The sequence below is a fragment of the Burkholderia sp. DN3021 genome (genome assembly GCF_049805555.1).
GTDB classification, from domain to species: domain Bacteria; phylum Pseudomonadota; class Gammaproteobacteria; order Burkholderiales; family Burkholderiaceae; genus Burkholderia; species Burkholderia pyrrocinia_C.
The window spans coordinates 1-16,338 of the sequence record NZ_JBNCAB010000078.1; the positions used below are offsets into that span (position 1 = coordinate 1).

Below are 16,338 nucleotides of genomic sequence, written 5' to 3' on the forward strand. Positions count from 1 at the left end.
GCATCGAGCAGTTCCGAAAGCACGACGACGAGCGCCGCGCCGGCCCCGGCCGCAGCGCCCGCCGCCGCCAGCAGTTGACCGTCGCGGCCCGGCCGGGTCGCGACCACCCCGCGCCGCCGGCGCGGTTCATTGACGGCAGATGATGAAAAAGACGACCCTGAAATCGGTGTTTCTGACCGGCCTGCTGGTTCTCGTCCCGCTCGCGATCACGCTGTGGGTGCTCGGTCTCATCATCGGCACGATGGACCAGACGCTGCTCCTGCTGCCCGAATCGTGGCAGCCCGAGCGGATGCTCGGCTTCCACCTGCCGGGGATCGGCGCGGTGCTGACGCTCGCGTTCATCTTCGTCGTCGGGCTGGCCACGCGGAATTTCATCGGCCAGAAGCTCGTCACCTGGTGGAATGCGGTCGTGCGCCACATCCCGGTCGTCGGGCCGATCTACACGAGCGTCAAGCAGGTATCGGATACGCTGCTGTCGAGCAGCGGCAACGCGTTCCGCAAGGCGCTGCTGATCGAATACCCGCGCCGCGGCTCGTATACGATCGCGTTTCTGACCGGCACGCCCGGCGGCGACGTGCTCAATCATCTGACGGAAGAATACGTGAGCGTATACATCCCGACGACGCCGAACCCGACGTCGGGCTTCTTCCTGATGCTGCCGAAGAGCGAAGTCATCGAACTCGACATGTCGGTCGATGCCGCGCTGAAGTACATCGTCTCGATGGGCGTCGTGGCGCCCCTGGCGCCGGCTCCGGCGCCCGCCCGCCGCCCCGTCGAGCCGCCGCTGTAAGTAAAGAATCATCGCCCGGGCCGCGCGTTGCGGCGCCCGTTGATCAAACCGAACGAAAGCAAACATCATGTCGATGCGTACTGAATACTGCGGTCTCGTGACCGAACACCTGCTGGGCCAAACCGTGTCGCTGTGCGGCTGGGTGCAGCGCCGCCGCGATCACGGCGGTGTGATCTTCATCGACCTGCGCGATCGTGAAGGCCTCGTGCAGGTGGTGTGCGACCCGGATCGCGCGGAGATGTTCGCGACCGCCGAAGGCGTACGCAACGAGTTCTGCGTGCAGATCAAGGGCCTCGTGCGCAACCGTCCGGACGGCACGGTCAACGCCGGCCTGAAGAGCGGCAAGATCGAAGTGCTGTGCCACGAACTGAACGTGCTGAACGCGTCGGTCACGCCGCCGTTCCAGCTCGACGACGACAACCTGTCGGAAACGACGCGTCTCACGCACCGCGTGCTCGACCTGCGCCGTCCGCAGATGCAGCACAACCTGCGCCTGCGCTACCGCGTCGCGATCGAGGCGCGCAAGTACCTCGACGAGCAGGGCTTCATCGACATCGAAACGCCGATGCTGACGAAGAGCACGCCGGAAGGCGCGCGCGACTACCTCGTGCCGTCGCGCGTGAACGCGGGCCAGTTCTTCGCGCTGCCGCAGTCGCCGCAGCTGTTCAAGCAGCTGCTGATGGTCGCGAACTTCGACCGTTATTACCAGATCACCAAGTGCTTCCGCGACGAAGATCTCCGTGCCGACCGTCAGCCGGAATTCACGCAGATCGACTGCGAGACGTCGTTCCTCGGCGAGCAGGAAATCCGTGACCTGTTCGAAGACATGATCCGTCACATCTTCAAGACGACGATCGACGTCGAGCTCGACGCGACCTTCCCGGTGATGCCGTACTCGGAAGCGATGGCGCGTTTCGGTTCGGACAAGCCGGACCTGCGCGTGCAGCTCGAATTCACCGAGCTGACCGACGCGATGAAGGACGTCGACTTCAAGGTGTTCAGCACGCCGGCCAACGCGAAGGACGGCCGGGTCGCGGCGCTGCGCGTGCCGAAGGGCGGCGAGCTGTCGCGCGGCGACATCGACGGCTACACGGAATTCGTGCGCATCTACGGCGCGAAGGGCCTCGCCTGGATCAAGGTCAACGAGAAGGCGAAGGGGCGCGACGGCCTGCAGAGCCCGATCGTCAAGAACCTGCACGACGCGTCGATCGCGGCGATCCTCGAGCGCACCGGCGCTGAAGACGGCGACATCATCTTCTTCGCGGCCGACCGCGCGAAGGTCGTCAACGACAGCCTCGGCGCGCTGCGCCTGAAGATCGGCCATTCGGAATTCGGCAAGGCGAACGGCCTCGTCCAGGCCGGCTGGAAGCCGCTGTGGGTCGTCGATTTCCCGATGTTCGAATACGACGACGAAGATGCGCGCTACGTCGCTGCGCACCACCCGTTCACGAGCCCGAAGGACGAGCACCTCGAGTACCTCGAGACCGACCCGGGCCGCTGCCTCGCGAAGGCATACGACATGGTGCTGAACGGCTGGGAAATCGGCGGCGGCTCGGTGCGTATCCACCGCGAGGAAGTGCAGAGCAAGGTGTTCCGCGCGCTGAAGATCGGCGCGGAAGAGGCTCAGCTGAAGTTCGGCTTCCTGCTGGACGCGCTGCAGTACGGCGCGCCGCCGCACGGCGGTATCGCATTCGGCCTCGACCGCATCGTCACGATGATGGCCGGCGCCGACTCGATCCGCGACGTGATCGCGTTCCCGAAGACGCAGCGTGCGCAAGATCTGCTCACGCAGGCACCGAGCCCGGTCGACGAGCGTCAGCTGCGCGAACTGCACATCCGTCTGCGTCAGCCGGAACAGCCGAAGGCTTAACACTCCTTCGCACCCGGTCGTGTGTGCGGCGACGCGCACACGACGCACATGAAAAAGGCGCCGCGATGCGCCTTTTTCATTTTTTGCGGTACAGTCGCAGCACTTGCCGCACGTTCGGAGCACATGCCCGGCGCGCGGCCCCGTGCCGTATGAAACCAAGATGACGAAGCCGCCGAAAATCCCCGAATCCGTTCTCGTCGTGATCTATACGCCCGACCTCGATGTGCTGGTGATCAAGCGTGCCGACCAGCCCGATTTCTGGCAATCGGTGACCGGATCGAAGGACGCGCTCGACGAGCCGCTCGCGGTCACGGCCGCGCGCGAAGTGGCCGAGGAAACCGGCATCTCGGTCGGCACGCCGGACGTGCCGGCCACCGCGCTGGTCGACTGGCGCCACCGGATCGAATACACGATCTATCCGCAATACCTGCACCGCTATGCACCGGGCGTCACGCGCAACACCGAACACTGGTTCGGCCTGTGCGTGCCGCGTCGCGTCGACGTGACGCTGTCGCCGCGCGAGCATGTGGATCACGCATGGCTGCCGTTCCGCGAGGCGGCCGCGCGCTGCTTCTCGCCGTCGAACGCGGAGGCGATCCTGCAATTGCCCGTGCGCGTCGCACTTGCGCGCACGCCGCACGGCTCGTCCGCATGACTGCGGAGGCTCGCAAGCGCTTCGCGCAATTGCGGCAGATGTTCCTGCAGGAACGCGGCTCCGCGTCGCGGCTCGCGTTCACGGCGGGCAACACGGTGCGGCTGTGCGAGGGCGGCGGCGAATTCTTCCGGGCGCTGATCGAGCGGATCGATGCCGCGCGCGAGCAGGTGATGCTCGAAACCTATATCTTCTGCGACGATGCGGCCGGCCGGCCGGTGTCGGATGCGTTGATCCGCGCGGCGCAGCGCGGCGTGCGCGTGCGCGTGATCACCGACGGCGTCGGCACCGCGCGCCTGCCGCTGTTCGACACGTGGGCAGAGGCCGGCGTCGAGCACTGCATCTACAACCGTTTCCTGTTCGGCCGCTTCGGCTTCTCGCGCACGCACCGCAAGCTCGCGGTGATCGATCACGCGGCCGCGTTCTGCGGCGGCATCAACATCGTCGACGACTACGCGCAAAACGGCACGACGCTGCCGTTTCCGCGCTGGGATTTCGCGGTCGAGATGGCGGGGCCGGCAGTGTCCGACGTGCGCGCCGCGTTCGAGCTGCAGTGGCACCGGATCCAGTTCGGCCACAAGCCGTACACACAGTACGCGGCCGGGCTGCATGGCGGCGAAGCGTTCCCCGACATGTTCCGGCGCTGGATACGCAGCCACCGGTGGATCAAGGCCGGCGCGCTGCGGGTCGTGACGGAACCGAGCGTCGCGTTCGTCGCGCGCGACAACGTCGTGAACCGCCGCGCGATCGAGAAGGCCTATCTCGCGGCGATCGGCCAGGCGCGCCAGCGGATCCTGGTCGCGAATCCGTATTTCATGCCCGGCCGCAAGCTGCGCCGTGCGCTGACGGGCGCCGCGCGACGCGGCGTCGACGTGCGGATCCTGATCGGCCGCAAGGAGTTCGCGGCGCTCGATACGGCCGTGCCATTCCTCTATCACACGCTGCTGCGCGCGGGCGTGCGCGTCGCCGAATACGACAAGACGATGCTGCACGGCAAGGTGGCCGTGATCGACGACACCTGGGCGACGGTCGGCTCGTCGAATCTGGACGCGCTGAGCCTGATGCTGAACAATGAGGCGAACGTCGTGCTGGTGCGCTACGATTCGGTCACGAACGAACTGCGCGACGCGATCGCGGCCGCGTTCGCCGACGGCCGGGAGATCGACGCCGCGCGATTCGCCGCGCGCCCGCGCATCGAGCGTATGCTGAACTGGCTCGCCTATACCGTGTATCGCGTCGTGATGAAGGCGCTGACGGTCGGCAGTTACGACTGACGCGGACTAAGCATTCGCTTCAAAAATCTGTCCGCACGTTCGTGCGGAAAAGCCGCTCCGGTCCCGCCGGAATCGCGCAAAATAGCGGCTCGGTTAGACACCGGTTTCTAATAATTTCCTTGTTTCGCGAGCGGCCGCACTCAATAATAGTACGGCCGTTCGATTTTATTCGAACCCCCGAACGGTTACAGAAATAGCTATGCGAAAAGGCGAACAGACGCGTGCCGCGATACTTGAAGCTGCTTTGGACCTCGCCAGCCGTGACGGGCTGGAGGGGCTGACGATCGGCCTGCTGGCCGAGCGCATGCAGATGAGCAAGAGTGGCGTGTTCGCGCACTTCGGATCGCGCGAGGACCTGCAGGTCGAGGTCGTCCGCGAGTATCACCATCGTTTCGAAAACGAGGTGTTCTTTCCGAGCCTGCGCGAAGCGCGCGGCCTGCCGCGTCTGCGGGCGATGCTGGCGCGCTGGATCGAGAAGCGCATCCAGGAGGTGACGACCGGATGCATCTACATCAGCGGCGCAGTGGAGTACGACGACCGGCCGGACAGCCCCGTGCGCGAGCAGTTGATCGCGAGCGTGACGGCCTGGCGTGCCGCGTTGCTGCGCGCCATCTCGCAGGCGATGGAAGAGGGGCATCTGCGTACGGATACCGATCCGGACCTGATGCTCTTCGAGTTGTACAGCTTCACGCTCGGCCTGCACCACGACGCACGTTTCCTGCATTCGCCGGATGCCGTGCGCCTCACGTGGGCCGCGCTGGAAAAGACGATTGTTTCGTATCAGAGCGAGAGCCGTTAGCGGCGCGTGATCCGCCCGCCAGGAGCTCGAGCCGTTTTGCCCACCTTTGGAGAGAGTCATGGGACAGTACGCCGCGCCGCTGCGCGACATGCAATTCGTGTTGCACGAGCTTCTGAACGTCGAAGCCGAAGTCAAGCAAATGCCCAAGCATGCGGACCTCGACGCCGACACGATCAACCAGGTCCTCGAGGAGGCGGGCAAGTTCTGCTCCGAGGTACTGTTCCCGCTGAACCAGGTCGGCGACCGCGAAGGCTGCACGTATGAAGGCGACGGCGTCGTGAAGACCCCGACCGGCTTCAAGGAAGCCTACCGGCAATACGTCGAGGCCGGCTGGCCGGCGCTCGGCTGCGATCCGGACTACGGCGGCCAGGGCCTTCCCGCGTTCGTGAACAACGCGCTCTACGAGATGATGAACTCGGCGAACCAGGCATGGACGATGTATCCGGGCCTGTCGCACGGCGCGTACGAATGCCTGCATGCGCACGGCGCACCGGAACTGCAGAAGGCCTACCTGCCGAAGCTCGTGACGGGCGAATGGACCGGCACGATGTGCCTGACCGAGCCGCATTGCGGCACCGACCTCGGCATCCTGCGCACCAAGGCCGAACCGAACGGCGACGGCTCGTACTCGATCAGCGGCACGAAGATCTTCATCTCGAGCGGCGAACACGACATGGCCGAGAACATCGTCCACCTCGTGCTCGCGCGCCTGCCGGACGCGCCGCAGGGCACGAAGGGCATCTCGCTGTTCATCGTGCCGAAGTTCATTCCCGACGCAGCGGGCGAGCCGGGCGAGCGCAACGGCATCAAGTGCGGCTCGATCGAGCACAAGATGGGCATCCACGGCAACTCGACATGCGTGATGAACCTCGACAACGCGAAGGGCTGGATGGTCGGCGAGCCGAACAAGGGCTTGAACGCGATGTTCGTGATGATGAATGCAGCCCGTCTCGGCGTCGGCGCGCAGGGCCTCGGCCTCACGGAAGTCGCGTACCAGAATTCGCTCGCGTATGCGAAGGAGCGCCTGCAGATGCGCTCGCTGACGGGCCCGAAGGCGCCGGACAAGCCGGCCGACCCGATCATCGTGCACCCGGACGTGCGCCGCATGCTGCTCACGCAGAAGGCGTACGCGGAAGGCGCGCGCGCGTTCACGTACTGGTCCGCGCTGCAGATCGACAAGGAGCTGTCGCACGCCGACGAAGCGGTGCGCAAGGAAGCGGCCGACCTCGTCGCGCTGCTCACGCCGATCATCAAGGCGTTCCTGACCGACAACGCGTTCGAGTGCACGAACCACGCGATGCAGATCTACGGCGGCCATGGCTTCATCTCCGAGTGGGGCATGGAGCAATACGTGCGCGACGCGCGGATCAACATGATCTACGAAGGCACGAACTCGATCCAGTCGCTCGACCTGCTGGGCCGCAAGGTGCTGGGCGACATGGGCGCGAAGCTGAAGAAGTTCGGCAAGCTCGTCACGGAATTCGCGGAAGCCGAAGGCGTGAAGCCGGAAATGGCCGAGTTCATCAACCCGCTCGCCGACATCGGCGACAAGGTGCAGAAGCTGACGATGGAAATCGGCATGAAGGCGATGCAGAACCCCGACGAAGTCGGCGCTGCCGCCGTGCCGTACCTGCGTACCGTCGGCCATCTGGTGTTCTCGTACTTCTGGGCGCGGATGGCGCGCCTCGCACTCGATAACGAAGCGTCGGGCGATCCGTTCTACAAGTCGAAGCTCGCGACGGCCCGCTTCTACTTCGCGCGCCTGCTGCCCGAAACGGCATCGACGATCCGCGCCGCGCGCGCCGGCTCGAAGACGCTGATGGAAGTCGACGAATCGCTGTTCTGATGCGAGTCCGGGCGGTGCGCGATGCGTACCGCCCGAACGCAACGGTTCCTGGTACTCACTTCTCCGTGCAGCCCTCACATCCGGCGCTGCACGACACTATCCGGAGACATCCCGTGAGCAATTTCCTGATTCGCAAGGTCGCCGTGCTGGGCGCCGGCGTGATGGGCGCGCAGATCGCCGCGCACCTCATCAACGCGCGCGTGCCGGTGCTGCTGTTCGACCTGCCGGCCAAGGACGGCCCGAAAAACGCGATCGCGCTGAAGGCGATCGAGAACCTGAAGAAGCTGTCGCCCGCGCCGTTCGGCGTGAAGGACGACGCGAAGTACCTCGAGGCAGCGAACTACGAAGACGACATCGCGAAGCTGGCCGAATGCGACGTCGTGATCGAGGCGATCGCCGAGCGGATGGACTGGAAGCACGACCTGTACAAGAAGGTCGCGCCGCACATCGCGCCGAACGCGATCTTCGCGACCAACACGTCGGGCCTGTCGATCACGAAGCTGTCCGAAGGTTTCTCGGACGAGCTGAAGGCGCGCTTCTGCGGCGTGCACTTCTTCAACCCGCCGCGCTACATGCACCTCGTCGAGCTGATCCCGACCGCGCATACGCGCCCGGAGATCCTCGACCAGCTCGAGACGTTCCTGACGAACATCGTCGGCAAGGGCGTCGTGCGCGCGAAGGACACGCCGAACTTCATCGCGAACCGCGTCGGCATCTTCTCGATCCTCGCGGTGATCACCGAGGCCGCGAAGTTCGGCCTGCGCTTCGACGAAGTCGACGACCTGACGGGCAGCCGTCTCGGCCGCGCGAAGTCGGCGACGTTCCGCACCGCGGACGTGGTCGGCCTCGACACGATGGCGCACGTGATCAAGACGATGCAGGACAACCTCGCCGACGATCCGTTCTTCCCGGTCTACCAGACACCTGCCGTGCTCGCCGAACTGGTGAAGCAGGGCGCGCTCGGCCAGAAGACGGGCGGCGGTTTCTACAAGAAGGAAGGCAAGGCGATCAAGGTGCTCGACGCGAAGACGGGCGCCTACGTCGATTCGGGCGCGAAGGCCGACGAAACCGTCGGCCGCATCCTGAAGCGTCCGCCGGCCGAGCGCCTGAAGCTGCTGCGCGAGACGGACCATCCGCATGCGCAGTTCCTGTGGTCGATCTTCCGCGACGTGTTCCACTACATCGGCGTGCATCTCGAGTCGATCGCCGACAACGCGCGCGACGTCGACCTCGCGATCCGCTGGGGCTTCGGCTGGAACGAAGGTCCGTTCGAAGGCTGGCAGGCCGCCGGCTGGAAGCAGGTCGCCGAGTGGGTGCAGGAAGACATCGCGGCCGGCAAGGCGCTCGCGAACGTGCCGCTGCCGACGTGGGTGCTCGAAGGCCCGGTTGCCGAGCAGGGCGGCGTGCACACGGCCGAAGGCTCATGGGCACCGGCGGCGCAGCGCTTCGTGCCGCGTTCGGACCTCGCCGTCTACAACAAGCAGGTGTTCCGCGCGCCGCTGCTCGGCGAAACCGGTGCCGATCCGAAGACCTACGGCAAGACGCTGTTCGAGACCGACGCGGTGCGCGCCTGGGTCGACGACCGGGCGGGCGAGGACGACGTCGTGATCGTGTCGTTCAAGTCGAAGATGAACACGATCGGACCGAGCGTGATCGACGGCCTCGTGCAGGCGATCGAACTCGCGGAGAAGGACTACAAGGGCGTGGTGATCTGGCAGCCGACGTCGCTGAAGCTCGGCACGCCGGGCGGCCCGTTCTCGGCCGGCGCGAACCTCGAAGAGGCGATGCCCGCGTTCATGATGGGCGGCGCGAAGGGCATCGAGCCGTTCGTGAAGAAGTTCCAGGAAGGCATGCTGCGCGTGAAGTACGCGAACGTGCCGGTCGTTGCAGCCGTGTCGGGCATCGCGCTCGGCGGCGGGTGCGAGCTGATGCTGCACAGCGCGAAGCGCGTCGTGCACGTCGAGAGCTACATCGGCCTCGTCGAAGTGGGCGTCGGCCTGGTGCCGGCGGGCGGCGGCCTGAAGGAAGCCGCGCTGCGCGCGGCGGATGCCGCAACGGCTGCGAATGCGACCACCGACATCCTGAAGTTCGTCACGAAGTCGTTCGAGAACGCGGCGATGGCGAAGGTGTCGGCGTCCGCGCACGATGCGCGTGCGATGGGCTACCTGAAGCCGTCCGACACGATCATCTTCAACGTGTTCGAACTGCTCGACACCGCGAAGAAGGAAGCGCGCGCGCTGGCCGCAAGCGGCTATCGCGCACCGCTGCGGGCGAAGGACGTGCCGGTCGCCGGCCGCTCGGCGATCGCGACGATCAAGGCATCGCTCGTCAACATGCGTGACGGCCGCTTCATCAGCGAGCACGACTACCTGATCGCGAGCCGCATCGCCGAAGCGGTGTGCGGCGGCGACGTCGAAGCCGGCAGCCTCGTCGACGAGCAGTGGCTGCTCGCGCTCGAGCGCCGCGCGTTCGTCGAGCTGCTCGGCACGCAGAAGACGCAGGAACGGATCATGGGCATGTTGCAGACCGGCAAGCCGGTGCGTAACTGAGCGAGTGCATAGCATGGGACCAGAGTAAGCGCTGAAGCGCCAACTCTGGTCGACAGGCCAAGGAGTCTGAAATGAGCAAACAATTGCAAGACGCATACATCGTCGCCGCCAGCCGCACGCCGATCGGCAAGGCCCCGCGCGGTGTATTCAAGAACACGCGCCCGGACGAGCTGCTGGTCCACGCGATCAGGTCGGCGGTCGCGCAGGTGCCCGGCTTCGACACGAAGCTGATCGAGGACGCGATCATCGGCTGCGCGATTCCGGAAGCCGAGCAGGGCCTGAACGTCGCGCGGATGGGCGCGCTGCTCGCGGGCCTGCCGCAGACGGTCGGCGGCGTGACGGTCAACCGCTTCTGCGCGTCGGGCATCACGGCACTCGCGATGGCGGCCGACCGCATCCGTGTCGGCGAGTCGGACGCGCTGCTCGCGGGCGGCTGCGAATCGATGAGCATGGTGCCGATGATGGGCAACAAGCCGTCGATGTCGCCGCACATCTTCGATCGCAACGAAGACTTCGGCATCGCATACGGGATGGGCCTGACGGCCGAGCGTGTCGCCGACCAGTGGAAGGTGAGCCGCGAGGACCAGGACGCGTTCTCGGTCGAGTCGCACCGGAAGGCGCTCGCCGCGCAGCAGGCCGGCGAGTTCAACGACGAGATCGCCGCGTACACGCTCACCGAGCGTTTCCCGAACCTCGCGACCGGCGAAGTCGACGTGAAGACGCGCGAGATCGCGCTCGACGAAGGCCCGCGCGCGGACACGTCGCTCGAAGGCCTCGCGAAGCTGCGCACGGTGTTCGCGAACAAGGGCTCGGTGACGGCCGGCAACAGCTCGCAGACGTCGGACGGCGCGGGCGCGCTGCTCGTCGTGTCGGAGAAGGTGCTCAAGGAATTCAACCTGACGCCGCTCGCGCGCTTCGTGAGCTTCGCGGTGCGCGGCGTGCCGCCGGAAATCATGGGCATCGGTCCGAAGGAAGCGATTCCGGCCGCGCTGAAGGCCGCGGGCCTGAAGCAGGACGATCTCGACTGGATCGAGCTGAACGAGGCGTTCGCCGCGCAATCGCTGGCGGTGATCCGCGATCTCGGCCTCGACCCGTCGAAGGTCAACCCGCTGGGCGGCGCGATCGCACTCGGCCACCCGCTCGGCGCGACCGGCGCGATCCGCGCGGCGACCGTCGTGCACGGCCTGCGCCGCCGCAACCTGAAGTACGGGATGGTCACGATGTGCGTCGGCACCGGCATGGGCGCCGCGGGCATCATCGAACGCCTGTAAGCGGGACGCGACGAAAAGCGACGACGGTGCGGGGGCCACGAGCTCGCGCACCGTTTTTTCATTCCGATAGAGGAAAGTCAAAGGAGACGGTTGTGGCCGAAATTCAAGTGGAACGCGCCGACGGCGTGATGACGATCACGATCGCGCGCCCGGCGAAGAAGAACGCGCTGACGGCGGCGATGTACCAGACGATGGCCGACGCACTCGCCGAAGCACAGGAAGACAAGGCGGTCCGCGTGATCCTGCTGCGCGGCGGCGACGGCAATTTCAGCTCGGGGAACGATCTCGAGGATTTCCTGAAGGCGCCGCCGAAGGACGAGAACGCGCCGGTGTTCCAGTTTCTCGCGCGGATCAGCGGTGCACCGAAGCCGATCGTGGCCGCGGTGCCGGGCATCGCGGTCGGCGTCGGCGTGACGATGCTGTTGCACTGCGATCTGGTCTATGCGGCCGACACCGCGACGTTCTCGCTGCCGTTCGCGCAGCTCGGGCTGTGCCCGGAAGCCGCATCGAGCGTGCTGCTGCCGCGCCTGGCCGGCCATCAGGTCGCCGCCGAGAAGCTGCTGCTCGGCGAGGCGTTCGATGCGCTGGAGGCGCACCGGATCGGCATCGTCAACCGCGTGCTGCCGGCCGCCGAACTCGACGCGTTCGCGGCGAAGCAGGCGGCGAAGCTCGCGGCGCTGCCGGCGTCGTCGCTGCGCGTGACGAAGGCGCTGCTGAAGGATACGGGCGGCGTGGCGACCGCCGCGCGGATGGCCGAAGAGGCAGGCCATTTCTCCGCGATGCTGCGTGCGCCCGAAGCGCGCGAGGCGATGGCCGCGTTCTTCGAGAAGCGCAAGCCGGATTTCAGTCAGTTCGACTGACACCCGGCACCCGTGCTTTGCCGCCCCGGATTTCTTCGCCGTCCGAGGCGGCCACGCTGGCCCCCGCGAGCCGCCGACCGCGCGGATTCCGTTCGGTCTTCACGGCCGATGCGTCAATCGACGCGTCGGCTCGGACCTGCGCCGCTGCGCGTTCGCGCGGCGTTCTGCAGCCGCGCTGCACTCGCAACGCGCGTCGGTGTCGACGATGGCGTGATGCCGCGGCCGGCATCTCTCGTGGCGCGGTGCAGCGCCGTCATGTTTCCCGTTCCGCCATTGCCGCCTGCTATCCGCGGTGCTTGAGCGGCGGCCTCCTATCCGTTGTGCTATAGGCCATCGCCGGCAATCGTGCGCGGGTGCCGGCGTCCCGACTCGCCCCGCTCGGGGCGGTGCCGGCTCACCTCGGCAAAGCTTGTCCGCCGTCAAGTTGCACTGCGGCAATTTTCCGTACAGTTCGCGCACAGGTCGCCGCGGCCGGATGCGTCGCGCGATGGCGGCGTACGGCCAGCAGTTCTTCTCAACGACAATCAGGCGAACGAACAATGATCGGACGAATCACCGGCGGAGCGCGTGCGGCGCCCGTCATCGGGCTGCTGGCGGCACTCGCCGGATGCAGCGACCTTCACGTGCTCGATCCGAAGGGCGCGGTGGGCGTCGCCGAGAAATCGCTGATTGCGACGGCGACGTGGGCGATGCTGGTCGTCGTCGTGCCGGTGATCCTGCTGACGCTTTACTTCGCGTGGCGCTACCGCGCGTCGAACCGCAACGCAACCTACGCGCCGAACTGGTCGCACTCGACCGCGATCGAAGTCGTGATCTGGACGGTGCCGACGCTGATCATCCTGTTCCTCGGCATCCTCACGTGGCGGACGACGCACGAGCTCGACCCGTACAAGCCGCTCGAATCGTCGGTCAAGCCGATCGATGTCGAGGTCGTCGCGCTCGACTGGAAGTGGCTGTTCATCTATCCGGAACTCGGCATCGCGTCGGTGAACCAGCTCGCGATTCCGGTGGGCACGCCGGTGAATTTCCGCATCACGTCGGACTCGGTGATGAACTCGTTCTTCATCCCGCAGCTCGGCAGCCAGGTCTATGCGATGGCCGGCATGCAGACGCGCCTGCACCTGATCGCCGACGAGGCGGGCAGCTACGCGGGCGTGTCCGCCAACTACAGCGGCCGCGGCTTCTCCGACATGAAGTTCCGCACGCTCGCCGAGCCGCGCGAGCAGTTCGACGCGTGGGTGCGGAAGGTGAAGGCGTCGTCCGACCGGCTCGACATGACCGCATACGGCGCGGTCGCGCAGCCGAGCGAGAAGGCGCCCGTGCGCTACTTCTCGTCGGTGGATCCGAAGCTCTTTCACAACATCATCGCGAAATACAACAACGGCCACGTCCTCGACCCGAAGGACGCCGCCTGCACGACGAAGGGGTAACGCATGTTCGGCAAACTCACACTATCGGCGATCCCGTTCGATCAGCCCATCATCATGGGGGCGAGCGCCTTCATGGGGCTCGTCGTGCTGGGCATCGTCGCCGCGCTGACGGTCACCGGCCGATGGAAATGGCTGTGGACGGAATGGCTGACGTCCGTCGATCACAAGAAGATCGGCGTGATGTATCTGGTCGTCGCGGTGCTGATGCTGCTGCGCGGCTTCGCGGACGCCGTGATGATGCGCGTACAGCTCGCGCTCGCGTACAACAGCCCCGGCTACCTGCCGCCGCATCATTACGACCAGGTCTTCACCGCGCACGGCGTGATCATGATCTTCTTCATGGCGATGGCGCTGCTGGTCGCGTTCTTCAACCTGATCGTGCCGCTGCAGATCGGCGCGCGCGACGTCGCGTTCCCGTTCCTGAACTCGCTGAGCTTCTGGATGACGGCGATGGCCGCGATCCTGATGAACATCTCGCTCGTGATAGGCGAATTCGCGCAGACGGGCTGGCTCGCGTATCCGCCGCTGTCGGAGCTGCAGTTCAGCCCGGGCGTCGGCGTCGACTACTACCTGTGGGCGCTGCAGATCTCGGGCGTCGGCACGCTGATCACGGCGATCAATTTTTTCGTGACGATCATCAAGATGCGCGCACCGGGCATGACGCTGATGAAGATGCCGGTGTTCACGTGGACCGCGCTGTGCTCGAACGTGCTGATCATGGCCACGTTCCCGATCCTGACGATCGCGCTCGCGCTGCTGGGCCTCGACCGCTACCTCGACATGCACTTCTTCACGAACGATGCCGGCGGCAACGCGATGCTGTACCTGAACCTGATCTGGGCATGGGGGCATCCGGAGGTGTACATCCTCGTGCTGCCCGCGTTCGGCATCTATTCGGAAGTCATCGCCACGTTCGCGAAGAAGCCGTTGTTCGGCTACAGGACGATGGTCTATGCATCGTGCGTGATCATGGTGCTCGCGTTCCTCGTGTGGCTGCACCACTTCTTCACGATGGGCTCGGGTGCGAACGTGAACGCGTTTTTCGGCATCATGACGATGGTCATCGCGATTCCGACCGGTGTGAAGATCTTCAACTGGCTGTTTACGATGTACCGCGGACGCATCGAATTCACGGCGCCCGTGCTGTGGACGATCGGCTTCATGGTCACGTTCACGCTCGGCGGCATGACCGGCGTGATGATGGCGATTCCCGGCGCGGACTTCGTGCTGCACAACAGCCTGTTCCTGATCGCACACTTCCACAACGCGATCATCGGCGGCGTCGTGTTCGGCTACTTCGCGGGCGTGCATTACTGGTTCCCGAAGGTGTTCGGTTTCCGGCTCGACGAGAAGTTCGGCAAGCGCGCGTTCTGGTGCTGGTTCCTCGGCTTCTACGCGTCGTTCGTGCCGCTGTACGTGCTCGGCTTCATGGGCATGACGCGGCGGCTCAACCACTACGACAACCCGGCCTGGCATCCGTGGCTGGTCGCCGCCGCGCTCGGCGTCGCGCTGATCGCGATCGGCGTGCTGTGTCAGGTCGCATCGGTGTGGGTCGGCTGGCGCAATCGCAACCAGCCACAGTATCGCGATGCGACGGGCGATCCGTGGAACGGCCGTACGCTCGAATGGGCGACGAGTTCGCCGCCCGCCGTCTACAACTTCGCGGTGATCCCGAACGTTCATGAACTCGACGAGCTCGCGTATCGCAAGGCGAAGGGCCTCGGGCTCGGCCTCGGCAAGAACGTCCGGTACCAGGACATCCACATGCCGTCGAACACGAGTGCGGGTTTCTTCGTCGGCCTCTTCAGCCTGATGCTCGGCTTCGCACTCGTCTGGCACATCTGGTGGCTCGCGATCGCCGCGCTCGTCGGCATCGTCGCGACGGTGGTGCTGTACAGCGCACGGGACAACGACGGCTATTACATTCCGGCGGATACCGTCCGCACGATCGAGGAACAACGCGCGGGCGTGCGGATCGGCACGCCGGCGCCGCAAGCCGAACTGGAGGCGAACTGATGTCGTATCAATCTCTCGCGGGCGCCGGCCATCAACCGGCGGCGCACCACCATCCGCCGTCGCATTCCGTGTTCGGCTTCTGGCTGTACCTGATGACCGACTGCGTGATCTTCGCATCGCTGTTTGCGACGTTCGCGGTGCTCGGCCACCAGTTTGCGGGCGGGCCGACCGCGAAGGACCTGTTCGATATCCCGGGCGTCGCACTCGAGACCGCCGCGCTGCTGCTGTCCAGCATCACGTACGGCTTCGCGATGCTCGGCGCGCAGCGCCGCCGACGCGGCACCGTGTTCGTCTGGCTTGCGGTGACGTTCGTGCTCGGCGCCGCGTTTCTCGCGATGGAACTGCGCGAGTTCTCGCACCTGATCGCGCAAGGCGCGGGCCCGCAGCGCAGCGCGTTCCTGTCGGCGTTCTTCGCGCTGGTCGGCACGCACGGATTGCACGTGGCTGTGGGCCTGTTGTGGATGGTCGTGCTCGTGGTGCAGATCGCCCGTGGCCCCGGCATGACGGAACGCGACTTCCGGCGCCTCACCTGCCTGAGCCTCTTCTGGCACTTCCTCGACATCGTCTGGATCTGCGTGTTCTCCTTCGTCTATCTCGCGAGCGTGATCTAAATGGCTCATTCGGAACTCATCCACCACGATGAAGCGCACGGCACGGCCGGCGGCTACATCGTCGGTTTCGTGCTGTCGGTGCTGCTGACGGCCGCGTCGTTCGGCCTCGTGACGGGCGGCGTGCTGGCGCCGAGGGCGGCGCTCATCGCGCTCGCGGTGCTCGCGTTCGTGCAGATTCTCGTGCACCTCGCGTGCTTCCTGCACATGAACACGTCGTCCAGCCAGCGCTGGAACGTGATGGCGTTCAGCTACACGGTGCTCACCGCGCTGATCCTGATCTTCGGCACGCTGTGGGTGATGCACAACGTCAGCATGAACATGATGTCGCGTTGACCGGCCCGGGCCGTGGTTTGGCCCGCCCTTCCGCGCC

Annotated in this window: 13 protein-coding genes; all 13 read left to right on the plus strand. The window is 65.8% G+C overall.

Features of this window, described 5'->3' with window-relative positions:
• The first annotated feature begins 139 nt into the window (after positions 1–139).
• The 13 genes from ACPUER_RS28535 (at position 140) to cyoD (ending at position 16,301) form a co-directional block, all read left to right on the plus strand.
• Positions 140–790, plus strand: a complete 651-nt coding sequence (locus ACPUER_RS28535; RefSeq protein ID WP_072443501.1) for a DUF502 domain-containing protein — start codon at positions 140–142, stop codon at positions 788–790.
• A gap of 67 nt (positions 791–857) precedes the next feature.
• A complete protein-coding gene (gene aspS / locus ACPUER_RS28540) occupies positions 858–2,660 on the plus strand; it encodes an aspartate--tRNA ligase (RefSeq protein WP_034179002.1) in 1,803 nt (600 codons plus the stop codon).
• Between the two features lie 160 nt (positions 2,661–2,820).
• Entirely contained in the window at positions 2,821–3,315 is a 495-nt protein-coding gene (gene nudB / locus ACPUER_RS28545; RefSeq protein WP_034179429.1) for a dihydroneopterin triphosphate diphosphatase, read from the plus strand.
• Positions 3,312–4,586 (plus strand): cardiolipin synthase ClsB, encoded by a 1,275-nt coding sequence (clsB, locus tag ACPUER_RS28550; protein WP_425132725.1) that lies wholly within the window; start codon positions 3,312–3,314, stop codon positions 4,584–4,586. Before nudB ends, clsB begins: the two co-directional genes overlap by 4 nt.
• 199 nt (positions 4,587–4,785) lie before the next feature.
• Complete coding sequence (locus tag ACPUER_RS28555; RefSeq protein WP_034179000.1) at positions 4,786–5,385, plus strand: TetR/AcrR family transcriptional regulator; 600 nt, start codon at positions 4,786–4,788, stop codon at positions 5,383–5,385.
• Positions 5,386–5,443: 58 nt separating this feature from the next.
• Entirely contained in the window at positions 5,444–7,231 is a 1,788-nt protein-coding gene (locus ACPUER_RS28560) for an acyl-CoA dehydrogenase C-terminal domain-containing protein (RefSeq protein ID WP_152860666.1), read from the plus strand.
• A 113-nt stretch (positions 7,232–7,344) separates the two neighbouring features.
• Entirely contained in the window at positions 7,345–9,780 is a 2,436-nt protein-coding gene (locus tag ACPUER_RS28565; protein WP_425132726.1) for a 3-hydroxyacyl-CoA dehydrogenase/enoyl-CoA hydratase family protein, read from the plus strand.
• Between the two features lie 71 nt (positions 9,781–9,851).
• Positions 9,852–11,051, plus strand: a complete 1,200-nt coding sequence (locus tag ACPUER_RS28570; RefSeq protein ID WP_034178997.1) for an acetyl-CoA C-acyltransferase — start codon at positions 9,852–9,854, stop codon at positions 11,049–11,051.
• 92 nt (positions 11,052–11,143) lie between these two features.
• Positions 11,144–11,911, plus strand: coding sequence for an enoyl-CoA hydratase (locus tag ACPUER_RS28575; RefSeq protein ID WP_175962033.1), 768 nt, complete (start codon positions 11,144–11,146; stop codon positions 11,909–11,911).
• 539 nt (positions 11,912–12,450) lie between these two features.
• Complete coding sequence (cyoA, locus tag ACPUER_RS28580; RefSeq protein WP_425132727.1) at positions 12,451–13,341, plus strand: ubiquinol oxidase subunit II; 891 nt, start codon at positions 12,451–12,453, stop codon at positions 13,339–13,341.
• A 3-nt stretch (positions 13,342–13,344) separates the two neighbouring features.
• On the plus strand, positions 13,345–15,357 hold the full coding sequence (cyoB, locus tag ACPUER_RS28585; RefSeq protein WP_425132728.1) for a cytochrome o ubiquinol oxidase subunit I: 2,013 nt from the start codon (positions 13,345–13,347) through the stop codon (positions 15,355–15,357).
• Positions 15,357–15,968, plus strand: coding sequence for a cytochrome o ubiquinol oxidase subunit III (cyoC, locus tag ACPUER_RS28590; RefSeq protein ID WP_175962029.1), 612 nt, complete (start codon positions 15,357–15,359; stop codon positions 15,966–15,968). The genes cyoB and cyoC overlap by 1 nt, the downstream gene beginning before the upstream one ends.
• On the plus strand, positions 15,969–16,301 hold the full coding sequence (gene cyoD / locus ACPUER_RS28595; RefSeq protein ID WP_310142883.1) for a cytochrome o ubiquinol oxidase subunit IV: 333 nt from the start codon (positions 15,969–15,971) through the stop codon (positions 16,299–16,301). It abuts the gene before it with no gap.
• The last annotated feature ends 37 nt before the right edge of the window (positions 16,302–16,338 follow it).

What these genes read in the sequence shown, in the direction of transcription:
- ACPUER_RS28570 (WP_034178997.1), top strand. Translation starts at nt 9,852, where the DNA reads ATGAGCAAACAATTGCAAGACGCATACATCGTCGCCGCCAGCCGCACG.
- cyoA (WP_425132727.1), top strand. Translation starts at nt 12,451, where the DNA reads ATGATCGGACGAATCACCGGCGGAGCGCGTGCGGCGCCCGTCATCGGG.
- cyoD (WP_310142883.1), top strand. Translation starts at nt 15,969, where the DNA reads ATGGCTCATTCGGAACTCATCCACCACGATGAAGCGCACGGCACGGCC.
- cyoC (WP_175962029.1), top strand. Translation starts at nt 15,357, where the DNA reads ATGTCGTATCAATCTCTCGCGGGCGCCGGCCATCAACCGGCGGCGCAC.
- cyoB (WP_425132728.1), top strand. Translation starts at nt 13,345, where the DNA reads ATGTTCGGCAAACTCACACTATCGGCGATCCCGTTCGATCAGCCCATC.
- aspS (WP_034179002.1), top strand. Translation starts at nt 858, where the DNA reads ATGTCGATGCGTACTGAATACTGCGGTCTCGTGACCGAACACCTGCTG.
- clsB (WP_425132725.1), top strand. Translation starts at nt 3,312, where the DNA reads ATGACTGCGGAGGCTCGCAAGCGCTTCGCGCAATTGCGGCAGATGTTC.
- nudB (WP_034179429.1), top strand. Translation starts at nt 2,821, where the DNA reads ATGACGAAGCCGCCGAAAATCCCCGAATCCGTTCTCGTCGTGATCTAT.
- ACPUER_RS28560 (WP_152860666.1), top strand. Translation starts at nt 5,444, where the DNA reads ATGGGACAGTACGCCGCGCCGCTGCGCGACATGCAATTCGTGTTGCAC.
- ACPUER_RS28535 (WP_072443501.1), top strand. Translation starts at nt 140, where the DNA reads ATGATGAAAAAGACGACCCTGAAATCGGTGTTTCTGACCGGCCTGCTG.
- ACPUER_RS28555 (WP_034179000.1), top strand. Translation starts at nt 4,786, where the DNA reads ATGCGAAAAGGCGAACAGACGCGTGCCGCGATACTTGAAGCTGCTTTG.